Source organism: Kordia sp. (genome assembly GCF_965224175.1).
Lineage (GTDB): Bacteria > Bacteroidota > Bacteroidia > Flavobacteriales > Flavobacteriaceae > Kordia.
Genome location: NZ_OZ245041.1, coordinates 3,411,072 through 3,433,176, shown reverse-complemented (window position 1 = coordinate 3,433,176; position 22,105 = coordinate 3,411,072). Strand labels below are relative to the sequence as shown.

Below are 22,105 nucleotides of genomic sequence, written 5' to 3'. Positions count from 1 at the left end.
TTATTTTTATTGTATTTCTAATAGATGCTTCCCATAACCACTTTTTAATAATGGTTTTGCTAATTCATCTAATTGTTTTTTGGTAATGAATCCCATTCTATACGCAGCTTCTTCTATGGCTCCAATTTTAAGTCCTTGACGTTCTTCAATGACTTGTACAAATTGTGAAGCTTGCATTAATGAGTTGAATGTTCCAGTATCTAGCCAAGCTGTTCCTCTATCGAGAATACTTACGCTTAGTTTTCCTTTTTCTAAATATACGCGATTTACATCCGTAATTTCGAGTTCACCACGACCACTTGGTTTTATATTTTTGGCAATTTCTACCACTTCATTATCATAGAAATAGATTCCTGGAACTGCATAATTTGATTTTGGTTGTGCAGGTTTTTCTTCTATCGAAATTGCATTGCCATTTTCATCAAATTCTACGACTCCATAACGTTCAGGATCGTGTACATGATAAGCATATATAATTCCACCTTCAGGATTGTTATTTGCCTGTAATAAGCTTGCTAAACCAGATCCATAAAATATGTTATCACCCAAAATTAGAGCAACTTTGTCATCTCCAATAAACTCTTCGCCAATAATGAAAGCTTCTGCTAATCCGTTAGGGTTTTCTTGCACTTCGTAATGAAATTCACAACCAAATTTTTTACCATCTCCCAATAATTTTTGAAATAGTGGTAAATCTTGTGGTGTAGAAATGATCAGTATTTCTCGAATTCCTGCACTTATAAGTGTTGAAACAGGATAGTATATCATCGGTTTGTCATATACAGGCATTAATTGCTTACTTACTGCAAGCGTAAGTGGGTGCAATCGTGTTCCTGATCCGCCGGCTAATACTATTCCCTTCATATTTTTATTTTGTTGTGTATTTATTTAAATACCATTCAATTGTTTTCAATATGCCTGATTCAAAATTTTCTTCTGCTTTCCAACCTAGTTCATTTTCTATTTTACTAGCATCGATAGCATAACGGAAATCATGTCCTGGTCTATCTGTAACAAACGTTATTTGTTCTTTGTATGAACCTTCTTTTGGTTGTAATTTGTCTAATAATTCACAAATTGTATTTGCGATGTAGACATTATTACGTTCGTTTCTTCCACCAATATTGTACGTTTCACCAGCTTTTCCTGTTTGGTATACTAGGTGAATTCCTTTACAGTGATCTAAAACGTATAACCAATCGCGAATATTGGTTCCATCACCATAAATTGGAATGTTTTCACCAGAAATTGCTTTTCTTATAATTGTTGGAATCAGCTTTTCATCATGCTGTTTAGGTCCGTAATTATTAGAGCAATTTGTCGTAACTACGTTCATTCCATAGGTATGAAAATAACTGCGTACAATAAAGTCTGATGACGCTTTGGAAGCACTATACGGGCTGTTTGGCGCATATGAAGTGCTTTCTGTAAATAAACCAGTTTCTCCAAGCGTTCCATAAACCTCATCGGTTGAAATATGATGAAATCTACAATCTTCACAACCTTCTTTTACTTGATTTGGCCCATCCATCCAATGTTTTTTTGCAACATCTAATAAATTAAACGTTCCAAAAATATTGGTTTGTATAAACGCATCAGGATTTTTGATTGAATTGTCTACATGTGATTCTGCAGCAAAGTGAATAACCGCTTTAAAATCGTATTTTTCAAATAATTCTTCTATTAAAGATCTATTACAGATATCGCCTTCTACAAATGTGTAATTTTTATGAGTATTTATTTCTGCAAGATTGTCTAGGTTTCCTGCATACGTAAGTTTATCAATATTCACAACAGTTGTATCTTGGTGTTGCTCCAAGAAATACGGAATATAGTTTGCACCTATAAATCCTGCTCCTCCTGTAATAAGTACGACGTTTTTAGCCATTCAATCGTTTGTTTTCTGAATATGTGTTTAAGTAAGAATTTAATTCTCTCAATAAGATGAATATTAATAAAATAGATAATGTTAGAATTGGAATTCTAAAACGGTAACTATCAAAAAAGTTTAAAATTTGTCTTCCTGCAATGAAGTCACTCAAAACATTTATGGTTTCTTTTTTTAATTCTCTTTGTTGTTTTATTTCCAACAGTTCTTGAGAAATCGTTTCATCTAACGCAAATAACTCTAATTCGTTTGTTTTTACCGTACTTGAAGTCGTCATTTGAATATGCGTTTGTGCTTGCGTAGTTTTTCTTGCTTCAGCTATAATTGAGCTGTTATATACTTTTCGTAAAGTATCAATATTAACTTGTTTAGCTAATAACAATTCTTCTCTTTTTGTAAGGTTTTGCAGGTATACTTCTTTTTGCTTTTTTATGTAATCGTTGTCAATATTGTGCGTAAGAATATCATTTTGCAAATCTAAAAACAAGTCTTTTCTGTAGGCAAGTACTCCAATTTTATGGATTCTAAATTCAAACGGATCTACATTTCTTTTGAATTTAGTGTAGTTGATTTCATTTCTTATAATCGTTGTATCAGATTTTCTCATGAATTCATCATAAGCACTCAACATTTCATTTTCGGTAACATCTGGCTCAATGTAAAACCCTCTTAAACCTCTTGCTTTGTTAGGAGTTATTCCAAAGATTTTTCCTAATTTTGTACTATCACCTTCTAATGCTAGCGCATTGTAGTATTTGATATTTGAATATAATTGTCTTGCACTTCCGTAGTTAGTTTCTACTACAAGATTAGAACCAAATACTTTAGGTTGTCTAGAATCAAAAAACCATCCAACAGCTACACTTAGTATTCCTACGATAGCAAATTTTACAATGTGAACTCTAACTATAATTAGCGCTCTAATTAGCAAATCAAGGATAAATAATAATGTATTTCTAAGAAAGGCAAAAAAGCGATTTATCACTTTTCCTATCATTCTAAATAACTCTCCTAAATCTATTTCAGTAGATTTTTCAGGTTGGTTATGTGGTGTATTCTGAATATTTTCGCTCATATTCTTATTAGTTGTTAAATAGTTGTTCTAATATTTTTCTTGTTATTAAGTAAGTAGGTTTTACGCCTGTTGTTCCCAATCCGCCTGAAGCTAATGTGCTTCCTGTTTCTAAAGGATTATCTGAAGCGTAGTATGCATAACGCACTTTCACGTCTTCTGAAATGCTCCTTCTAATTTTAGAAGCCGATTGAATTGCTTTTTGATAGTGTGCTCCTTCCATTTCTAAACCAATTACATTCCAAGTAGAATCGTGGAAAAACTTTAGAATGTCTTTGTTTTGGAGTGAAGTTCCTAACACTGTAATCATAGAACCTTCAAATACTTGCAATCCATGACCTTCTAAGTCTTCTTTTTGCAATTCGTTTTGAAAAGGATAGTTATCTGCTGTTCCTTCAAAAATATGTGCTGATGGAATCATAATATCTCCTTTTCCTCCTTCTAAGATTCCTGCTTTTCCCATGATGGAAAGTGAAGCCACATTTAGATATTCTTTTTCCGTTTTGTCTTTGTTTGTATATGGTTTTAAAAACTCATCAATGGTTTCGTACGCTTGTTCTCCAAACGCATAATCCATCACAAATAAAACAGGTTTTTCATCGTCATTATCAGCACAACATGTATAGGTTGTCTTTTTGAAATCTATTTTAGCAGTATCAAAAATTTGCACATGAATATTCGTTCCTGATTCATCTTCAATATAAATCATTCCTTTTTTCAGTGCTTCTTTCTCTACTTTAGTACGAAGTTTGTCATTACCAGAAGTACTTAAGGCTTCAAAAATGTCAAATTCGTCCGTAGTATTGAGTTGTTTTTGTAACAATTTTGGTGCAAATATAGAATTCATCACACTATGCATATTGGCACTAATGATATGAATAGGTCTATGCAATAAATTGTTTTCTTTTAATACTCTTTTGATATTATTTGCCCAGGCTTCTCCGTGAATATGATGTCCTAATCGTTCACGCAGTACAGGACTAAAGGTAATTGTTCTTTTTTCTGATTTGGTAACTTCTTTGATTGCTAGTTTTCCTAACCAATAAATAATATTTAGGAAACGCTCAGGGTTTTCTTTGGTAGAAAATGTTTTGTGCGCGTCTAATATTTCTTCAAAAGTTCTTCCCAAAATATTCGCCGTATGCGTTATAGCAACTTCTCTTTCGGCAAGAGTTAGTTTTTTCTTTTTGCAAACTGCAGCTTCCAGTTTTTCCCAATCGCGCGTAGTTTCACCATCTTCTCCAATTAAAACACGATCGCTGATTTTGTGCGATTCTATAAATAGAAACGTTAAGTGCGTTAGTATGTCATAGATTTCCGAACGTCCACGTGTAATTTCAATATTCATCTGTTCCTCATCAATTCGGTAACAGTTTCTACGTCTTTTGGGTGGAATGATTACTTTGAAATGTGAATTTTTATACCCTTCGTCAGAAGTTAAATTGATAAATCGGCATTCTTCAATACCAATTGGCAAACGGTCAATTACGTAAGACAAACCGTTTATTTCTGCTTTTTGTTCGGCTACAGAGCCATATATTTCTGGGCGCAACAACAACAGTGCTTGACGTAATGTCTCTCCAGAAACTCCCATTGGTTTATAAAATCCACGATTAAATAAATGTCTCATGGTAATGTACAAACGTTCAATAGCTCCTGACGATTCTTGCGCTCTTGTTCTTTTGTGTATTTTAATATTGCTCATATATGGTTTTTCCGCACAAAAATACAAGTTAATTTGATATTTCTATGCTTTTTTGTAATTCGTTAGCGTTTCGGCAATTTTTCTATCGTTAGACAATCTAGGAATTTTATTCTGTCCACCCAATTTCCCTATCGATTTCATATAGTTTTGAAAGCCGTCTTTTTGAATTTTAGTGATTTTTAAAGGCTGTAATACTTTCCCAGTAATCAAATCAAGATAATAACTGTTTTGTTTTTGTAAAGAAGCATCCATTGTAGCAGCAAATGCTTCAAGGTTTTTTGGCTCTTGTTCAAATTCTATCAGCCATTCATGATACGGCAAACCTTCTGATGGATTTATTTGTGGTGCTACGGTAAATTCGTTGATGCTTGCGCCAGAATTTTGCAATGCTTCGTTTAATGCGTGCTCTACTTCTTTTCCAATAACATGTTCGCCAAAAGCAGAAATAAAATGTTTGATACGCCCTGAAACAATCACTTTATATGGTTTTAGTGAAGTAAATTCAACAGTATCACCAATATTATATGCCCAAAGTCCAGCATTTGTAGAAATGATCATTACGTAATTTACGCCCAGTTGAACATCTTTTAATGTAATTCGTGTAGGATTTTCATCAAAAAACGCATCTGCTTTGATAAATTCATAAAATATTCCAGAGTTTAGTTGCAACAGCATTCCTTTGTCATGCTGCTGATCTTGAAATGCAAAAAAGCCTTCACTTGCTGGATATAATTCTATGCTATCTACTTTTCTTCCTATGAGGTTTTCAAATTTACTTCGATACGGTTCGTAGTTTACACCTCCAAAAATAAACAGATTGAAATCTGGAAAAACATCACCTATTTTTTTACCTGTACGTGCTTCAATGCGTTCAAAATACATTTGAACCCATGAAGGAATTCCGCTGATGATGGCCATTTTTTCAGGCAAAGTTTCATCTACAATAGCTTCTACTTTGGTTTCCCAATCTTCTATACAATTAGTTTCCCAAGTAGGCATTCGGTTTTTTTGTAAATATCCTGGCACATAATGTGCTACAATTCCTGAAAGTCGTCCAAGTTTTACACCGTTTTTTTCTTCTAATACAGGACTTCCTTGTAAAAAGATCATTTTTCCGTCTACAAATTTGGTATTTCCTGTTTCCGCTATATAAAGTAGAATTGCATTTCGAGCAGCTTCTACATGTGTTGGCATTGATTCTTTAGTAATAGGAATATATTTTGCACCTGAAGTAGTTCCTGAAGTTTTGGCAAAATACAAAGGTTTTCCTTTCCAAAGAATATCGTTTTCGCCAGCTACTACTCTATCTACATACAAGCGTAAACCTTCATAATCTCGAACAGGTACACGTTTTGTAAAATCGTCATGCGTTTGTATGTTTTTAAAATCATGATCTTTTCCAAAAGCAGTCTGTGCAGCTTCTTTAATCAGTTTTTTAAATACTTTTTCTTGTGTTTCTAATGGATTGTTTGCCCATTTCGATACTTTTTTTTGAATGCGACGTGCAAATGGTTTTGCTAAGAGTGCTTTTAATGATTTCATACAACTTGAATCACAATTTAAAATCAATAATTGATGTTGGATCAATAGAATATCCTTCGCTCCAAAGTTCAAAATGTAAATGCGGTCCAGTAGTCAAATCGCCAGTATTTCCAACAATAGCAATCACTTCACCAGCTGTCACTAAATCACCTTGTTCTTTGGTTAAAGAAGCATTGTGTTTGTACACAGATACTAAATTGTTGGAATGTTCAATGATAATAACATATCCTGTGGCTGCTGTCCATTCAGAAAAAATAACCATTCCGTCTGCAGTTGCTTTTACAGGTGTATCTTTTGGTACGACGACATCTACGGCAAAATGTTTTTCTTTTGGATTGTATTTTTGAGTGATTTCACCTTTTACAGGCGGAAACAAGACAAAATTCACTTTGGATGTTGCGGTTTCAAATAAATTGTATTTGTCTTCTTGTGCTACTTCTTCTCGTAGTAACGAATCTTGTTTGCTTGGTGTTAAATCGACTTCGTCAGGATCAATTTCAAACGATTTGTATAAGGAATCCTTATTGATACTTTCGCTTTTTATTTCTCCCGTAAGGACATTACGAATAGAACTTAAATACACAGAGTCTCTTCGCGAAACTTGCTTTAAAGAGTCAATCTGTTCATTAAGTTCAATAGCTTTTTGTTTTAAAGCTGTAGAAGAATATCCTGGAATGTACTCGCGTAACGACGTAAATGCAATTAAAAACGTAGTGAGTACAATGAGAAGAATCACGGAAAACGTGACTAACACAAATACATTTAAACGTGTGAGTTTAAAAGATATACGTTCTTCAAAGGTATCTTCATTGAGAATGACCAAACGATACTTGTGTAAAAGCTTTTTTTTGAGTTGTCGTTTTTTTCGGTTTTCTTTTGCCATGATTTTAATGTACTCTACAAACTTAAAAGAAAAATATTAGGAATAAATTGTATCGAAGTGTTTTTTTTATGCTTCTTTACGGCTAGATATCTATTTATTTTTACCTTTGTAACTTAAATTTTAATCATTATGATGTCATTAAGTATGTTTTTAGCAATTCCAGGAGGATATTCAATTATCTTGATCGTAGTTGTAGTATTACTTTTATTTGGAGGAAGAAAGATTCCAGAATTAATGCGTGGTTTAGGTAGCGGAATAAAAGAATTCAAAGACGCTACAAAAGATGACGAAACAAAGAAAGTAGAGAAAGAATAGTTTTCTATTTCATATAAAGAATACAAATCCATACTGTAATTAGTGTGGATTTTTTGTTTTTTGTAACTTTTTAAAGTTTTAACAAACAGATTAAAGAAATATCAAAAACTCTCAATCAGTGAAAGAATGGTTTAAATATAAATATGGTTTTGTAAATGTAGATGCTGAAAATCTGTATTTTACAAATACTGGAAATTGGTCAGAAATTGAAGGTCTGGAAGAAAAAGGAATTCAAAAACAAAATACGTTTAGACAATTTCGAATGAAATTCATTCCTTTTATACTCATCGTAATTGCTGTTTTCCTTTTTATATTTCAGTTTGAGCATACTAAGATTAAATTCTCACTAATTTTTGGAATATTGGTCTTAGCTTTCACTGCATATAAGTATCTAAAAAGAGAAATTGGTGAAAAGTTTACACTTCCTATTTCTAAAATCGAAAATATTATATTACGTGGAGAAACTGCTACCGTAACTTTTCGAGATGGAGAAGGAAAATCGACAGAGCAACTTGTTGAAAATCTAGATCAAAAAGGAATAAGTTTGTTAGAAGAACTTATTGAAAAAACACTATAAGCTATCGAAACTACCGAAAACATTTTTGAACATTTTGAACAGTATATCAAACTTTCTGATGCACTGAAAGCTGAACTGAAAGATCGATTGCATGTGATAACCTTTAAGAAAGGCGAACTTGTCTTGGATGCCAATCAAGTTTCTACCAAAAGTTACTTTATTAGAAAAGGAATTTTACGCACGTATTTTTTGAAAGATGGAAAAGAAGTGAGCGAATACTTTTGTAGTACAAACGAGTGGATGAATTCTCCGAAAAGCTTTATGCAGCAAAAAAAAGACATCTATTATATTGACGCCATTGAAACAACAGAAGCTTTTTCATTACATGTACACGATTTGGTGTATTTGTTTGATCATTTTCCAGAAATGGAACGTTACGCACGACTTTCTATGGGAACTGTTTTTGGACATTTAATGGAACGAATTACCTCTATGCGTTTTGCTTCTGCCAAAGAAAAATATGCACATTTTATAGAAACCTATCATAATATCTATCATCGCATTCCACTTGGAATGGTCGCTTCTTATATTGGAATTACTCAAGAAACTTTGAGTAGAATTCGTGCTGAAAAATGATTATTTGATATATGTCAAAAGTTTTGAATTTGAGATGAAGTTACTTTGTTTCAAAAGCAAATAACTATGATTTTATCAAAAAAAATACCCTTTACACTATTTTTATTTTTCTTCAGTATTACCTCAACAATTTATGCACAAGAAACACTAGATACCAAAAATACAGAAGCTGTTTTATATCTTGGAAAAGGCGAAAACCAACCTTTAATTGTCGGCCTTGGCGGATCGGAAGGCGGAAATGCGTGGACAAGCGATTATTGGAAAAAAACCAGAGATCAATTTATTGAAAAAGGCTATGCGTTTTTAGCTCTTGGTTATTTTAATGCGCAAGGAACGCCAAAACTTTTGGAAAAAATTGCACTTGAAGACATTCATAATGCCATTTTAAAAGCCACAGAGCATACACAGGTAAACGCAACTCGCATTGCAATTGTTGGCGGTTCTCGTGGTGGCGATTTGGCTTTGTTAGTTGCAAGTTATTATGACGACATTGATTGTGTTGTGGGAATTGTGCCAAGTCATGCAGTATTTCCTGGAAATACCAGTCATTTTACAACCTCAACTTGGACCTATAATGCTGCCGAATTGCCATTTATTCCTGTAAATGAAGCTGCAGTTCCTTTTTTGATGAAACGTGATTTACGTGGAACTTTTGAAGCGATGTTGCAAGATAAAGCTGCGGAAAAAAAAGCTTTGATTCAAGTGGAAAAAATACAAGCTCCTATTTTATTCATTTCTGCTACCGAAGATGAAATAGCGCCAACAACGCCTATGTGTACTAAAATGATGAACAGATTGAAAGAACACAATTTCAAATATTATACGGAACATGTTGCTATTGTAGGTTCGCATGCGGCTCCATTGCAACATTTTGAATTGGTGTTCAATTTTTTGAAACATAAATTTCCTGTAGAAAAATAGTCAAAGTATTCATGTTATTTCATAAATTCATGTTATGAAAACACGTTTATTTTTCCTTTTCACGATTTTATCGCTATTATTTTTTGCTTGTAAACAGAAAGTTAAGACAATTTCTGAGAAAGCACAGCAACAAGAAGTTTCAAAAGATACGGTTTCACAAAAAGTAAATTCTGACGAAAGTCCTATTGAAAAAAAGATAAATCTCAATTCTAAATTGAAGAGGAAAATTTCCAGATTGATAGCCTTAGAACATCATTATCAATTGAAGAGTTTAGAAATTGTTTCAACAGAAAAAGCTGTCCTTTTTGGACGTTTACAACGTATTTTAAAACTTAAAGACACGATTAAATCTGTAAATATTACTGTTTTTAAGAAGGAACTTCATGAAGTACGGAAAGCATTTTTGAAAGGAACGAAACCGATGAAACCTAACGGAAATACATATCCAAGAGTTACCGTTGAAGAGTATGTGTTTAAAACTCCCGAAAGCGCAACAACAGTGTATGAAATGTTGAAAAATTCTAAAGGAAAAAGTTCTGTTTGGACCTACATTAGTAAAGCGCCACACGAACTTATTTTAGAAGAACACAGGATGTATTTTGTAGAATCTGGCGGTTTTTACATGATGGATATTTATGAAGATATTGTTGAAAAAGTTAAAAACTAATCAATCATAGACAACTGAATTCGTTTACGCGCTTCATCAACCTCAACAACCGTGACTGTAACGTGTTGGTGTAGTTTTACGACCGAATTGACATCACTGATAAATTCGTTTGCCAGTTTAGAAATGTGTACCAAACCACTTTCTTTGATTCCAATATCTACAAAACAACCAAAATTGGTAATGTTGTTGACGATTCCTGGCAAAGACATTCCAACTTTTACATCGGAAATGGTTTTTACATTCGGGTCAAATTCAAAGAGCTTTGCCGCTTTTCGTGGATCAATTCCAGGTTTTTCCAATTCTTTGATGATATCGTTTAAGGTTGGCAAACCAATGGTTTCAGTACAATAACTTGAAAGATTGATTTTACTTAAAATTGCTTTGTTTCCTATGAGTTCATCAACAGAAATCTTCGCGTCTTTTGCCATTTTTTCTACGATATGATAACTTTCTGGATGTACTGTAGAGTTGTCTAATGGATGTTTGGCATCTGTTATTCGCAAAAATGCAGCTGCTTGTTGAAATGCTTTTGGACCTAATCTTGGTACTTTTTTTAAACTACTGCGCGAATCAATTTTTCCGTTTTCGGTTCTGTATTTCACTACATTTTCTGCCAAATTTGCACCAATTCCAGATACATAACTTAGCAATGCACTACTTGCAGTGTTTACGTTGACACCAACCGCATTTACACAACTCATGACAACTGTATCCAATTCGTTTTTAAGTTTTGTTTGATCGACATCGTGTTGATATTGTCCAACACCAATGGCTTTCGGATCTATTTTTACCAATTCGGCTAATGGATCTTTCAATCTTCTACCAATAGAAACTGCTCCGCGAACAGTGACATCATAGTTTGGAAATTCGGCACGAGCAATTTTAGAAGCCGAATATACAGACGCGCCAGCTTCATTCACAATAAAAACTTGTAAATCGCGATCAAATTGAATCTTTTTGATGAAGAATTCCGTTTCGCGTGAAGCTGTTCCGTTTCCAATAGCAATTGCCTGAATTTTATACGCATTTACTAACGAACGTATTTTTTTACTCGCTTGTGATGTTTCTCGCTGCGGCGGATGTGGATATATGTTTTCATTATGCAATAAATCGCCTTTTTCATCCAAACAGACTACTTTACAACCCGATTTAAATCCTGGATCGAGCGCTAAGACACGTTTTTGACCTAATGGCGCTCCTAATAATAGTTGTTTTAAGTTGTCTGCAAAAACAGCAATTGCAGTTGCATCTGCTTTGGCTTTTACATCATTCATAACTTCATTGACAATGGCTGGCGAAAGCAAACGTTTGTATGCGTCTTCAATGGCAATGAATATTTGATCGGTGCAGGAAGTAACATCTGTTTTAATGATAAGTCCGTCAATGATATCGAGTGCTTCGTCTTTGTCTACAGCTACTTTTAGTTTGATGAATCCTTCGTTTTCGGCACGCAGCATCGCTAGTAATCTATGTGAAGGCGTTCTGTGAAGAGATTCGCTCCAATCAAAGTATTGCTTATATTTTTGCGCGCTTTCGTCGTCTTTTTTTGTTTTGACTACTTTGGTGGTAATTGTTGCTTTTCGTTGATAGAGACGTCTTATTTTGTTTCTAACGTATTCGTTTTCGTTAATCCACTCTGCAATAATGTGTCGTGCGCCTTCTATAGCTTTTTCTGCAGAAACTACATCTCCTTTTACAAAACGATTTGCAGCATAGGTTACGTCTTCATGTTGTTGTTTCATGATGATTTTTGCCAGTGGCTCCAATCCGTTTTCTTTGGCAATAGACGCTTTTGTTTTGCGCTTTTTCTTGTATGGTAAGTATAAATCCTCTAACGCTATTAAAGTTTTGGCTTGCGCTATTTTTTCTTGCAATTTTGGCGTCAAAGCATCTTGTTCTGTGATCGCTTTTATAATTGCTTCACGGCGTTTTTCTAACTCTTCAAATGCTATTTTTAATTTTACAATTTCTCCTATTTGAACTTCATCTAGGTTTCCTGTCATTTCTTTTCTGTATCGAGAAATAAACGGAATTGTACAATCTTCATTTAGTAATTCGATGGTTTTGAGAATACTTTTTTCTGGTAATGAAAGTTGTGATTGTATGTATTGAAGTTGCGTCATATTTTTTTATTGAAAGATTGAAGGATTCAATAATTGAAAAATTATTTTTGGAAACGCAATTTAGTTTTTTAGTTTGATTGAATAAAAGATTATTTCTGTATTCATCTACAATCAAGTTCTTAGTCACAAGAGTTTTTATATATTTTCACATGAAATTACGTGTTTGTCAGGTGTTTCAAATACAATGGCTGTTGTTTCTTCGCGAAACGCAATCATATTTGTCGTTAATTTTTCTTTTAGTACTGCATTATTTCCAGAAAAATTGATCTGTTGCAAACCATTCTTAGCTCCTGAGTTTAGCATGAATTCTGAATCGTATTCGCTATTCCAATAGTGTTGAATTTCAACAAATAAGTGTTGTTGTTGATACATCCATTCTCGATTTTCGATAGCGTCAATATCAGCGTTTGGAGCTTGTAAATTTTTATCCGCTAGAAAATAAAGTGTAAAACCTTTTCCCCTATTTACATACATACGCACATATAATTTAAGATCAAGTATGTTTTCATAAAACGCAATACTTTTTAGAGGATCTTTGGTGCGTATGGTGAGCAAACCTAAGACTGATGAGTTTTCTTTGAAAGCTACTGCATCTTTTGTTGTTGGCGAATTTTGTTTGAAGGTTTTTTGTATGAATTCTATCTGATGGTTTTCCACATCGGTTGTATGTGCTAAATACCCAATATCTCCAAATTGAAATGGTTCATTAATTTGATATTGCTGTTGTTGTAATTCTTTGTACGCTTTCTGAATATCATCTACAAATATACTGTATTTCCAATAGTTGTCCGTTGGCATTTGTTGATAGTTCATTTTTTCAAGTGACGGCGTATGTTTGAGTTGAAGGTGGCATATACTGTCATTTAAATACAAATTGTAATAGGTTGATGCTTTTGAGGTAAATGTTTCTTTTACTCTAAATCCCAAAACATTTGTATAAAAAGCGAGTGTTTTTTCTGGTTGAAATATCTGTAAGGTAAAGTTTTGTATGTTCATATGTAAAGATAAGACTGTTCAATCTTTATCGAACAGCCTATGAGTTAAATTATTTATACTGTTTTAATACTTGAAATTCGTCATAAGTTAATACCCATTCGTTTCCTTTCTTTTCCCATTTTTCTTGATAGATTTTACCTTCTCCAATATTCATACTCCATGATGCCGATAATGTAGCAGTGTTGTTTGTAATTGCTTGAAATGTTGGATTGTGATAGGTTAAATTTGTTGCGCCATCTTTGATGAGTTTTGTCCAAAAATCTTTAATCCCTTTTTTTCCATTGATGGAAGCAAAAGGAACGGCATTCATAGTTGCGTTTTCTGAATATCCATTTCCACAAATAGTACCGTTTCCTGTATTAAAACCTGTCGTCCATTTTATAGAAGCTTTGATCACTTCTTCTAATGCTTCATGGCTCGCTACAGGATTGGTATTGTTTTTTCTTGGAGTTTCGTACTGTTTTAGTACTTCAAAATTGTCATAAGTGTACAACCATTCTCCATTTTTTTTCTCCCATTTTTCTTGGTAAATAACTCCTTCTCCAACATTCATACTCCAGTTTGCCGATAAAAAAACGGTAGTTTCGTTCACTACTTCAATACGAACATTTGTGTATACTAAATTCGTTGCACCTGATTCCATAAAAGGTGTCCAGAATTCTGAAATTTCTTTGATTCCGTTTTTTACACCAAACGGCATAGCACTCATTACTGCATTTTTATCGTATCGATCTACGCAAGCTTTTGCATTTCCAGTATTGAATTGTAAAATCCATTCTTTACTTGCTTTTAGTACTTCTAATGCGACTTCATGATGTGTTGTTGGCGCGTGTTGTATGTATGCTTGAATCGGTTCTTTTTCGCTATTTGTTTGTCCTGAACAAGCCGTAAATGATAGTGTAATTATAAGAGCTATCATAGTGATTTTTATACTTTTCATTGTAATTGTTTTTAAATTCTGTACAAAGAAAAGCTGCTTCAATAGGAATTACCTGTGACTTTTGTTACAAGTGTATTTTTTAGTCTAAAATGATGATTTCTTTTTGTCCTAAGGAAAGCTTGTTGTTTTTTTCAAGAGTTTTGAGAAGTCTGGAAATAACTTCACGTGTAGTACCTAATTCTCTTGCTAGTTGTTGATGTGATTTTTTCACAATTCCATCTTCTGATTTAGATAGTAGATAATCAAATAACCTATCTTTTAGAGGTTGAAATGCCAAATTTGCATATTGATTTATTAAATGATTATAACTTTCTCTAAAGGTTTTAGTTGTAAACATATTCCAAGATTTGTAGCTAAAATTCCAATCTCTTACAAATCGTACAGGAATGTTTAAAATTGTACATTCTTCTTCAACAATAGCATTTACAGTACTTTGACAATCTTCAAAACAAGCTGATAATGATAATGTACATGTTTCCATATCATTCAAATAATAGATGAGTATTTCGCGATCTTCATGTTCTTGGTAGACTCTTACTTTTCCTTTTAGTACAATTTTTAATACTTTAATGTACTCGTTATTTTTTATAATGTACGCTCCTTTTTGGTGCGAAGTAATATAAGATGTTTCTTCGAGTTCTTTTTGCAATTCAGGTTCTGTAATGCCTAGTTTCTGTATAAAATCAGCTAACATTGTTATATACTTTTATGCGAATAATTTACAATTAAAATTCTAGATATGCTTTCCTATTTTTGATAAAAAGATAGGCTGTTTATAATATAACTATTATTGAGTATGTTCCCGCGAAAGCGAAAAAATAATACAAAAAAAGCACGCAAAAATTATCTTGCATGCTTTGTATATTGTGTATGATTGTGAGTGTTATTTTTGAATTTTCAAGGATTTTAAAATTGCCTCTATTTCAAACATAAAATCTCTTTTGTCTTCCGATGGTGCAAAGGTAAATCCTTCAACCACCATTAAGCGATTGTGTTCTTCGTCTTCAACAATGTAGTTGATAAATGGTCCGCCCATTAAGAAGTTTTTTACTTCCCATCTTCCTTTGGTTTCTAACGCAGGTTTGTTGTCTACGGTAGCATTATATAAGTAAGGAGCATAGGCTTTTTCTGTAATCATATACATCGTTTCAGGATCTCTTCCTGGCACATAGGCTTCACCAATAGAATCGCGCATTTTTATAATGGCATCAATCGTTTTATCGTTTTTAGGAATGCTTCCATAAGGCAAAGTATATGCTATGACATTCATTGTTCCTTTTGCTACTTTACGCTCAAACCAAACAAAGTTATCTTCCTTTTTTACCATTTTGTATACAGAAGGAATGTTTAACGTAACACCAAAAGTTTCTTGTAGTGTTTCATCTCTGTTTAAAGATCCTTTGATGAATTGCTGTTTTGAAAGTAATTCATTGTCTTTAAAAATACGAACTGATTCTTTTTGGTTTTCTTTTAATTGTTCAATGATTTCGTCGTCTGTTCCACCAATGAAAATTATTTTTTGTGGTTTTGAATACACGTTCCCACGAACTTTGTATTGTTTTTTATCAGATTTTTTTATCATCAATACACTTCTGTATTGTGTAATTGGGTCTTTAAAAACTTCAGGATTTAATTGCTTCAGCGAGAATATTGGTTCTTCCATTGCCAAACCATCTGTTGGAGCGCCATAAATACTTCGTATGCTGTCTCCTACTTTTCCTTGCCATTGTTCAAGATCAATAACAACTGCCAGTAAGTTTACTTTTCCAGCTGATAATGGCAAAAATTGTTCGGCTGTTTCTTTGTCTTTTGGATCTTCACAAGAAGAAAATAAAGCTAGTGTACAAAGTAATAGCAATGTGTATAATTTTTTCACGTGTGATGGGTTTTAGTTTTTTATTTGTTTTTTGAAACCTGTAAAGTCATTCCAGGTTTTAGTTTGTTACCACTAATATCATTCCATTTTTTAATATTCTTTACAGAAACTCCTGGGAATTTTTGAGCAATACTCCACAAAGAGTCGCCAGACTTGACAATGTAGGTTTTTGCATTTCCTGTATTTTTTTTCTTTTTGGAAGGTTTTTTGGTCGCAAATCCTGGTTTTTTCGGATATACAGTCAAGCGTTGTCCAATACGCAATCGATTAGATCGCAATCCATTCCAACGTTTTAAATCACTTACACGAACACCAAATCGGCGCGCAATTTTTCCTAAGTAGTCACCACTTTTTACACGATATCGTGTACGCTTGTTCATCTCAAAGAGTTGAGGCAATGGTTTTTCTCGTTTTGCAAGTTCTTCTTTTGCTAATCCATAAATGGCTTCTTCATTATTTACAAATCTTCCAATATCTTGTACTGGTAAGCGCAAGGTATATTCTCTTCCTTTGATGTGTGGAATAATATCCAGTTTGTATGATGGATTGAAAAATTGTAAGTCTTCTACTTTTACATTAAGAACTTCAGATATTTGATCGAAAGTAAGCAATTGCTTTACATGAATGGTATCTGTGGCAAAGTGCGGAACTTCTATTTTATCTACTTGAAAACCGTGTTCGTCAGCATATTCAAAGATGTACATTGTTGCTAAAAACGCTGGTAAATATCCTGCTGTTTCGCGTGGTAAGTTTGAACGAATATTCCAGTAGTTTTCGTAACCGCCAGAACGTCTTATAGCTTTTGAAACATTTCCTGGTCCAGAGTTATAAGCTGCTAATGCTAAATCCCAATCACCAAATATTTTGTATAAACTGGCTAAGTATTGGCATGCTGCTTTGGTTGATTTTATAGGATCACTACGATCGTCTACATATGAGTTTACGTTTAAATCGTATTGTTTTCCTGTTTGATACATAAATTGCCATAAGCCTGTTGCTCCAACTCGCGAACGTGCTCTTGGGTTTAATGCCGATTCTACAATGGCTAAATATTTTACTTCTAATGGAATGTCGTAGTTGTCCAATTCTTGTTCAAACATTGGAAAGTAGTATTGACTGATTTTCATCAACCGTTCCATCGATTTTTTTCGTCTTTTTAAGAATCTACGAATTACACTTTCTAATGACGGATTGTACGCTATGTTAAACGGTGTTTTTGCATTGAGCCGTTCTAAACGTGCTTTGAGCGTATCAGTTGGTAAGTCTTGAAAAACAACAGGATCGTATTTAAGTTCGGTGATTTCATTGTGAATAGTATCAAACAAATCTGATCCGCCTAATTCTCGCAACCAAAGACTGTCTATTTTGGCTGCCATTTTGTTGTCTCTTAAATCATAGCTTTCATTGACTTTGGTGAGTATTTTTTGACCGTCTAAGGCTATTTTTGTACTGTCTAATTCTGGAAGTATATCATCTGTGGTTCGTTTTATTTCGTTTTTTGTATCAAAATAAATCGTATCTGTCATAACAGTTTTTTTACCATCAAGAATGATCGTGTCTTTTACTATTTTGAACGCAGGTTTTTTTACGGCTGGTTTCTTTTCATCTTCTTGGGCAATTCCCACAAAGGCCAGTAATAAAAATAATATGCTTAAGAGATGTTTCATTTATTGTGTGTCTTTTTGTAATGATCTCACTATTTTCTGAGCTGTTCTCGATATAATTTTTTTATCATTTTTAATACGATTGGATTGATAAAAAATCACTCGAACTGACGTTATTGTAATTATTCATAACGTGATTGCTGCTAAATTCGTGTTTTTTCTTCGAATTTAGAAATTACCTGATATTAAAAAAGTCTAATTACAGGAATGACATTTTTTGAGTTGTTGTTTTGTGAGATGATTATTCCAGCAATTCCAATGCTTTCTCCATCATCATATCTCTTTCAGGTTGTGAAGCTATTTGTGTTACTTTATAATCAATTTTCAACCCTTTTCTTTGTACGCTAGTCCCATCAGGATAAAACGCGCCCATGCTTGTAAAGTTTATTTCTTGTCCTTCTGGCATTGGAATACTTGTTATATTCATGACAGCACCCATAGTTTGTTCGCCAATAGTGATACAATTTGGACTATTTTGAATGGCCATTGCTATATATTCTCCTTGACTTATGGTAGATTTATCTACAAGCAAAATTACTTTTCCTTTGTAATAGTTTTTGTTTTTTCTTCCTCCCGAAAACGGATCTGAAACAAAACTTAAAGGAGCTTCAGCATTGTATTCTCCCAAACCAGGTACTTTTGTTGGAAATAGTACTTTTATGTATTTACTTCTTTTCGGATAGAGCCATTTGGTCAATTTTGCCATGTCTACATATTTTGGATATTTTCGAAAGTCAAAAATCACAGCTTCGTATCGGGTTGACTTTTTTAGAATTTTATTTAAATCCTTTTTATTTAAGTATCCAACGTTTATGTAGCCAATTTTAGGCGTTATTTCATAGAATTTCTGTTCGTGGTAAGGTTGTTTGGCAATACTTTGTATCGTTTTATCAACATCCATTTTCTCATATAACTGAATGGTTTTTGCAGTACTTTGAACTGTATTTGGAGCTGTGTAACTTACGTTGATATGATCGCTGTTTTCTTGATATAATGCAAATCTTTCTGTTCTGTACATAAGTGCATTTTCATGTGAATGACTAAAGAAAGTTCCAAAATTTGTTTTTAGATATTCTTTTACCGTTTTGCCTTCTATTTGCGTAATCATACCTCCTAATGTTAGTCCATTTTTTTGACATAATTTTGTATTCCAGAGTTTTGTAATTACCAAAGTATCATTCATATATTTCGTTTGAAAAGGTGATTTATAGTTCAATTTTGGCAAACCATACGCTTTTCCAATGTAGTATGTGTGAGCATCGTTGAGTGTTGATATAAGTTTAGTTTTTGCCTTATCGTACGATTTTGCATCATTAGCTGTTAAAAATTCATTTAATGAATCATCTAACACAGCGTTCCAATCTTTCTGAGCCACGTATTTGTTTACATCATAATAATTGATCACATTCCAAAATCGGAATAAAGTTAATAGTCGATGTGCTTTGTTTTCTGGTGAAAATCCTGCTAATGTTTTTTCTTCATTAAAACTTACGAAACGTGTGAGAGTTTCTAGTTTTGCATAATGACCTTTGAAGTTTTTTACATTGGCACGCAATGCTAGTAACGTTTTCTTTATTTCTGGGTTAAATGCACTGTTTTCTATCCAATCGATATTTAAGTTTTTATCAAAATTGTATTTTGCATTTGGTTTTTTGATTTTGTTGTCAACGTTTCCATAACTACGAATCCAGTTCAGATAGAATGTATTTAATTCTTTCCTGTCGTTTATATTTTCTAGTTGTTGAAAGTAGTTTAAGAATTCAGCATCAATATCTTTTTTCCCTGCCGAAAGTACTGGATGGTGATATTTTAAAAATCCCCAGATACATCCAAATTCTTTGATTTTTGTTTTTTCATTTACAGATTGTGCATTTGTACTCACAATGAATAGCATACATGCTAAAAAAAGTAGTTGTTTTTTCATGTGATTGATTTATTTTGAAAAATATAACTAGACAAAAGAATGGAGAGATTTTTTAACATTTTTAACGTCTGCTTAACGGAGTTTTTGCATTTATAAAAAAACAAAAAATCCCGCGTTATAGCGAGATTTTTGATATATAATTTGAGTATGTTTTTACGCTAAGATAGCTGCAATTCCTGGCAAAGTTTTACCTTCTAAACTTTCTAACATTGCACCGCCACCAGTACTTACATAACTTACTTTTGGCTCAAAGCCAAATTGTTTTACAGCCGCTACAGAATCGCCTCCACCAACAAGTGAAAAAGCGCCATTTTTGGTAGCATCTGCAATAGCGTGACCTAAAGCAATGGTTCCTTTGGCAAAGTTTGGCATTTCAAAAACACCTAAAGGTCCGTTCCAAAGAATGGTTTTTGATTGTGCAATAACCTCAGCAAATTTTGCTTGTGTAGCTGGCCCAGCATCTAAGCCCATCCAACCATCAGGAATTTGTGCTACGTCTACAACTTTCGTTGTTGCATCATTAGCAAATGCATCAGCAATAACGGAATCTACTGGCAAATGAATGGTTACGTTTTTAGCAGCAGCTTCCGCCATAATTTCTTTGGCTAATTCTAGCTTGTCATCTTCAACTAATGAATTCCCTATGCTTCCACCTTGCGCTTTAATGAACGTAAACGTCATTCCACCACCAATTATTAAGTGATCTATTTTGTCTAAAATGTTATCTATAATGGTAATTTTTGAAGACACTTTTGCGCCTCCAAGAACTGCTGTTACTGGTTTTTCTCCAGTTTCCATTACTTTTGCAATGCTTTCTATTTCTTTAGCAAGTAAAAGACCAAAACATTTTTTATCTGTAAAGTTTTGTGCAATTACTGCTGTAGATGCATGCGCTCTGTGTGCTGTACCAAAGGCATCATTTACATAGATGTCTCCCAATTTGGCAAGATTTGCTGCAAAGGCTTCATCACCAGCTTTTTCTTCTTCGTGAAAACGTAAATTTTCAAGTAATAATACTTCGCCTTCTTCTAAGCCTGCAACAGCTTTCTCTGCTTCTTCACCGACACAGTTTCCAACAAATTTTACTTGTACACCAATTATTTGAGAAACAGTTTCAACAATATGAGCTAATGAGTATTCTTCTTGAAATCCTTTTGGTCTTCCTAAGTGTGACATTAACACACAACTTCCACCATCTTCTAATATTTTAATGATTGTTGGTTTTGCTGCACGAATTCTTGTATCGTCTGTTACTTCAAATTGATCATTTAAGGGTACATTAAAATCGACACGAATTAGTGCTTTTTTATCTTTAAAATTAAAGTCATTTAGCGTTTTCACAAGTATTTATTTTTCGGTTATTGTTGTTTTAAATCCTGAATCAGCAAGCAATATAAGTTCTTTTATATTTTCCGGAACGACTTTTTTGAAGTTTTTTTTCATCAAACGTTTTAGTAAGATCCCAAACGGCTTAAAATCGACAAATATCTCTATTTGGAGTCGGGTTTTTTGTTCATTTTCAGGTGTTAAGACATAATAAACGTTCAATTTTTTTGTGAATGGAACTTCTGTTGTCGATTCGCCATACACCAATTGATTTTTTTCTGATTTTTTGGTAACTGTTGTCGGATTGATTGCTTTTTTATCAATAAGACATTTGTGTTTATCTCCTACTCTATTGACACGATTTTTTTCGTATTCTACTTTATCAATTCCTTTTGCCCATAATAAGCGATAATCGAAGTTACTGATAATTTCATATAGCTCTAATATTGGCATGTTGATACTCGCTTCTTCGCTGTATAAGTTATGTTTGGGTACATTGTCTGGAATTGGCGATATTTCAGGAAGCTCCGTTTTATAGTCAGAAAGCGATTCGTATGCGTAGTTTATGTGCCCAAAATCATAATTGGCTTGCAATTGATTTTTGGCCGTTTGTACCATTTCTGTATCTACATCTTCTGTAAACAAAGCATATTCTTGAATAGGCACATCGTTTTTGAGCAATCGATGTACTTTGATTACATTACTTCCGTACGGTTTGTTGGTATCTTTTACAGAGATAAATTCTATGTCTCCATAGTGAATGATGAATTTTAAAGACAGATTGTACACGGATGAACATGCACCACATTGACAAATTTTCTCGTATTCATAGCGTTTTAAGTAGGTATGAAACGCTATGTACATACGTTTTACTTGCTCTCGGATTTGTTTGATGTCAACTTCTCCTATTCTGTAAAAAAATAGTGCATCTCCTTCAATTTCTGCCAATTGCAAACCTGTGATATTGTTATCTATCAATAGTTCCAGCAATTCCGAAATGATGTGACGACTGTGTTGAATAGCCGTATGTTGTACGAATTCGGTAAATCCGGAGATATCAGGAATAAAAAGAAGCGCTTTGTCCGCCATACGAATTGTGTTGGTTTAGAT

At 33.4% G+C, this 22,105-nt stretch carries 20 protein-coding genes; 5 read left to right on the top strand and 15 right to left on the bottom strand.

Annotation, left to right across the window (positions count from 1 at the left end; all coding sequences use genetic code 11):
• Positions 1–6: 6 nt before the first annotated feature.
• From rfbA to ACOQOS_RS14865, 6 genes are read right to left on the bottom strand one after another with little or no spacing between them, the layout of a single operon-like run.
• On the bottom strand, positions 7–864 hold the full coding sequence (gene rfbA, locus ACOQOS_RS14890) for a glucose-1-phosphate thymidylyltransferase RfbA (protein ID WP_420571259.1): 858 nt from the start codon (positions 862–864) through the stop codon (positions 7–9).
• Positions 865–868: 4 nt separating this feature from the next.
• The gene (gene rfbB, locus ACOQOS_RS14885; protein ID WP_420571258.1) at positions 869–1,888 is read right to left on the bottom strand and encodes a dTDP-glucose 4,6-dehydratase; all 1,020 of its coding nucleotides are present in this window, start codon (positions 1,886–1,888) and stop codon (positions 869–871) included.
• Complete coding sequence (locus ACOQOS_RS14880; protein WP_420571257.1) at positions 1,881–2,963, bottom strand: hypothetical protein; 1,083 nt, start codon at positions 2,961–2,963, stop codon at positions 1,881–1,883. Before ACOQOS_RS14880 ends, rfbB begins: the two co-directional genes overlap by 8 nt.
• A gap of 7 nt (positions 2,964–2,970) precedes the next feature.
• Positions 2,971–4,665, bottom strand: coding sequence for a DUF6909 family protein (locus ACOQOS_RS14875; protein WP_420571256.1), 1,695 nt, complete (start codon positions 4,663–4,665; stop codon positions 2,971–2,973).
• A 42-nt stretch (positions 4,666–4,707) separates the two neighbouring features.
• On the bottom strand, positions 4,708–6,207 hold the full coding sequence (locus ACOQOS_RS14870) for a GH3 auxin-responsive promoter family protein (protein WP_420571255.1): 1,500 nt from the start codon (positions 6,205–6,207) through the stop codon (positions 4,708–4,710).
• A gap of 10 nt (positions 6,208–6,217) precedes the next feature.
• Positions 6,218–7,090, bottom strand: coding sequence for a M23 family metallopeptidase (locus ACOQOS_RS14865; protein ID WP_420571254.1), 873 nt, complete (start codon positions 7,088–7,090; stop codon positions 6,218–6,220).
• A gap of 129 nt (positions 7,091–7,219) precedes the next feature.
• Here ACOQOS_RS14865 and tatA point away from each other — a divergent pair, with 129 nt between their 5' ends.
• The 5 genes from tatA (at position 7,220) to ACOQOS_RS14840 (ending at position 10,146) form a co-directional block, all read left to right on the top strand.
• Positions 7,220–7,405, top strand: coding sequence for a twin-arginine translocase TatA/TatE family subunit (gene tatA, locus ACOQOS_RS14860; protein WP_420571253.1), 186 nt, complete (start codon positions 7,220–7,222; stop codon positions 7,403–7,405).
• Between the two features lie 118 nt (positions 7,406–7,523).
• Positions 7,524–7,982 (top strand): hypothetical protein, encoded by a 459-nt coding sequence (locus tag ACOQOS_RS14855; RefSeq protein ID WP_420571252.1) that lies wholly within the window; start codon positions 7,524–7,526, stop codon positions 7,980–7,982.
• Positions 7,983–8,075: 93 nt separating this feature from the next.
• A complete protein-coding gene (locus ACOQOS_RS14850) occupies positions 8,076–8,558 on the top strand; it encodes a Crp/Fnr family transcriptional regulator (RefSeq protein WP_420571251.1) in 483 nt (160 codons plus the stop codon).
• A 66-nt stretch (positions 8,559–8,624) separates the two neighbouring features.
• Positions 8,625–9,479 carry an acyl-CoA thioester hydrolase/BAAT C-terminal domain-containing protein gene (locus tag ACOQOS_RS14845; RefSeq protein WP_420571250.1) on the top strand — a complete coding sequence of 285 codons (855 nt, stop codon included), beginning with the start codon at positions 8,625–8,627 and terminating at the stop codon, positions 9,477–9,479.
• 34 nt (positions 9,480–9,513) lie between these two features.
• The gene (locus tag ACOQOS_RS14840) at positions 9,514–10,146 is read left to right on the top strand and encodes a hypothetical protein (RefSeq protein WP_420571249.1); all 633 of its coding nucleotides are present in this window, start codon (positions 9,514–9,516) and stop codon (positions 10,144–10,146) included.
• On the opposite strand, the gene ACOQOS_RS14835 is transcribed toward ACOQOS_RS14840, so the two are convergent.
• The 9 genes from ACOQOS_RS14835 to ACOQOS_RS14795 form a co-directional block, all read right to left on the bottom strand.
• Positions 10,143–12,269, bottom strand: a complete 2,127-nt coding sequence (locus ACOQOS_RS14835) for a Tex family protein (RefSeq protein WP_420571248.1) — start codon at positions 12,267–12,269, stop codon at positions 10,143–10,145. The genes ACOQOS_RS14840 and ACOQOS_RS14835 overlap by 4 nt on opposite strands.
• A gap of 135 nt (positions 12,270–12,404) precedes the next feature.
• Positions 12,405–13,265, bottom strand: coding sequence for a VOC family protein (locus ACOQOS_RS14830; RefSeq protein WP_420571247.1), 861 nt, complete (start codon positions 13,263–13,265; stop codon positions 12,405–12,407).
• A 49-nt stretch (positions 13,266–13,314) separates the two neighbouring features.
• Entirely contained in the window at positions 13,315–14,205 is an 891-nt protein-coding gene (locus ACOQOS_RS14825; RefSeq protein WP_420571246.1) for a hypothetical protein, read from the bottom strand.
• 79 nt (positions 14,206–14,284) lie between these two features.
• Positions 14,285–14,899, bottom strand: a complete 615-nt coding sequence (locus tag ACOQOS_RS14820; RefSeq protein ID WP_420571245.1) for a Crp/Fnr family transcriptional regulator — start codon at positions 14,897–14,899, stop codon at positions 14,285–14,287.
• Between the two features lie 189 nt (positions 14,900–15,088).
• Positions 15,089–16,081 (bottom strand): DUF4837 family protein, encoded by a 993-nt coding sequence (locus ACOQOS_RS14815; RefSeq protein WP_420571244.1) that lies wholly within the window; start codon positions 16,079–16,081, stop codon positions 15,089–15,091.
• A 20-nt stretch (positions 16,082–16,101) separates the two neighbouring features.
• Positions 16,102–17,748 carry a LysM peptidoglycan-binding domain-containing protein gene (locus ACOQOS_RS14810; RefSeq protein ID WP_420571243.1) on the bottom strand — a complete coding sequence of 549 codons (1,647 nt, stop codon included), beginning with the start codon at positions 17,746–17,748 and terminating at the stop codon, positions 16,102–16,104.
• Positions 17,749–17,986: 238 nt separating this feature from the next.
• Entirely contained in the window at positions 17,987–19,669 is a 1,683-nt protein-coding gene (locus tag ACOQOS_RS14805; RefSeq protein ID WP_420571242.1) for a S41 family peptidase, read from the bottom strand.
• A 153-nt stretch (positions 19,670–19,822) separates the two neighbouring features.
• Positions 19,823–21,010 carry a phosphoglycerate kinase gene (locus ACOQOS_RS14800; protein WP_420571241.1) on the bottom strand — a complete coding sequence of 396 codons (1,188 nt, stop codon included), beginning with the start codon at positions 21,008–21,010 and terminating at the stop codon, positions 19,823–19,825.
• Between the two features lie 6 nt (positions 21,011–21,016).
• Entirely contained in the window at positions 21,017–22,084 is a 1,068-nt protein-coding gene (locus tag ACOQOS_RS14795; protein WP_420571240.1) for a DUF2652 domain-containing protein, read from the bottom strand.
• Between the last annotated feature and the right edge of the window lie 21 nt (positions 22,085–22,105).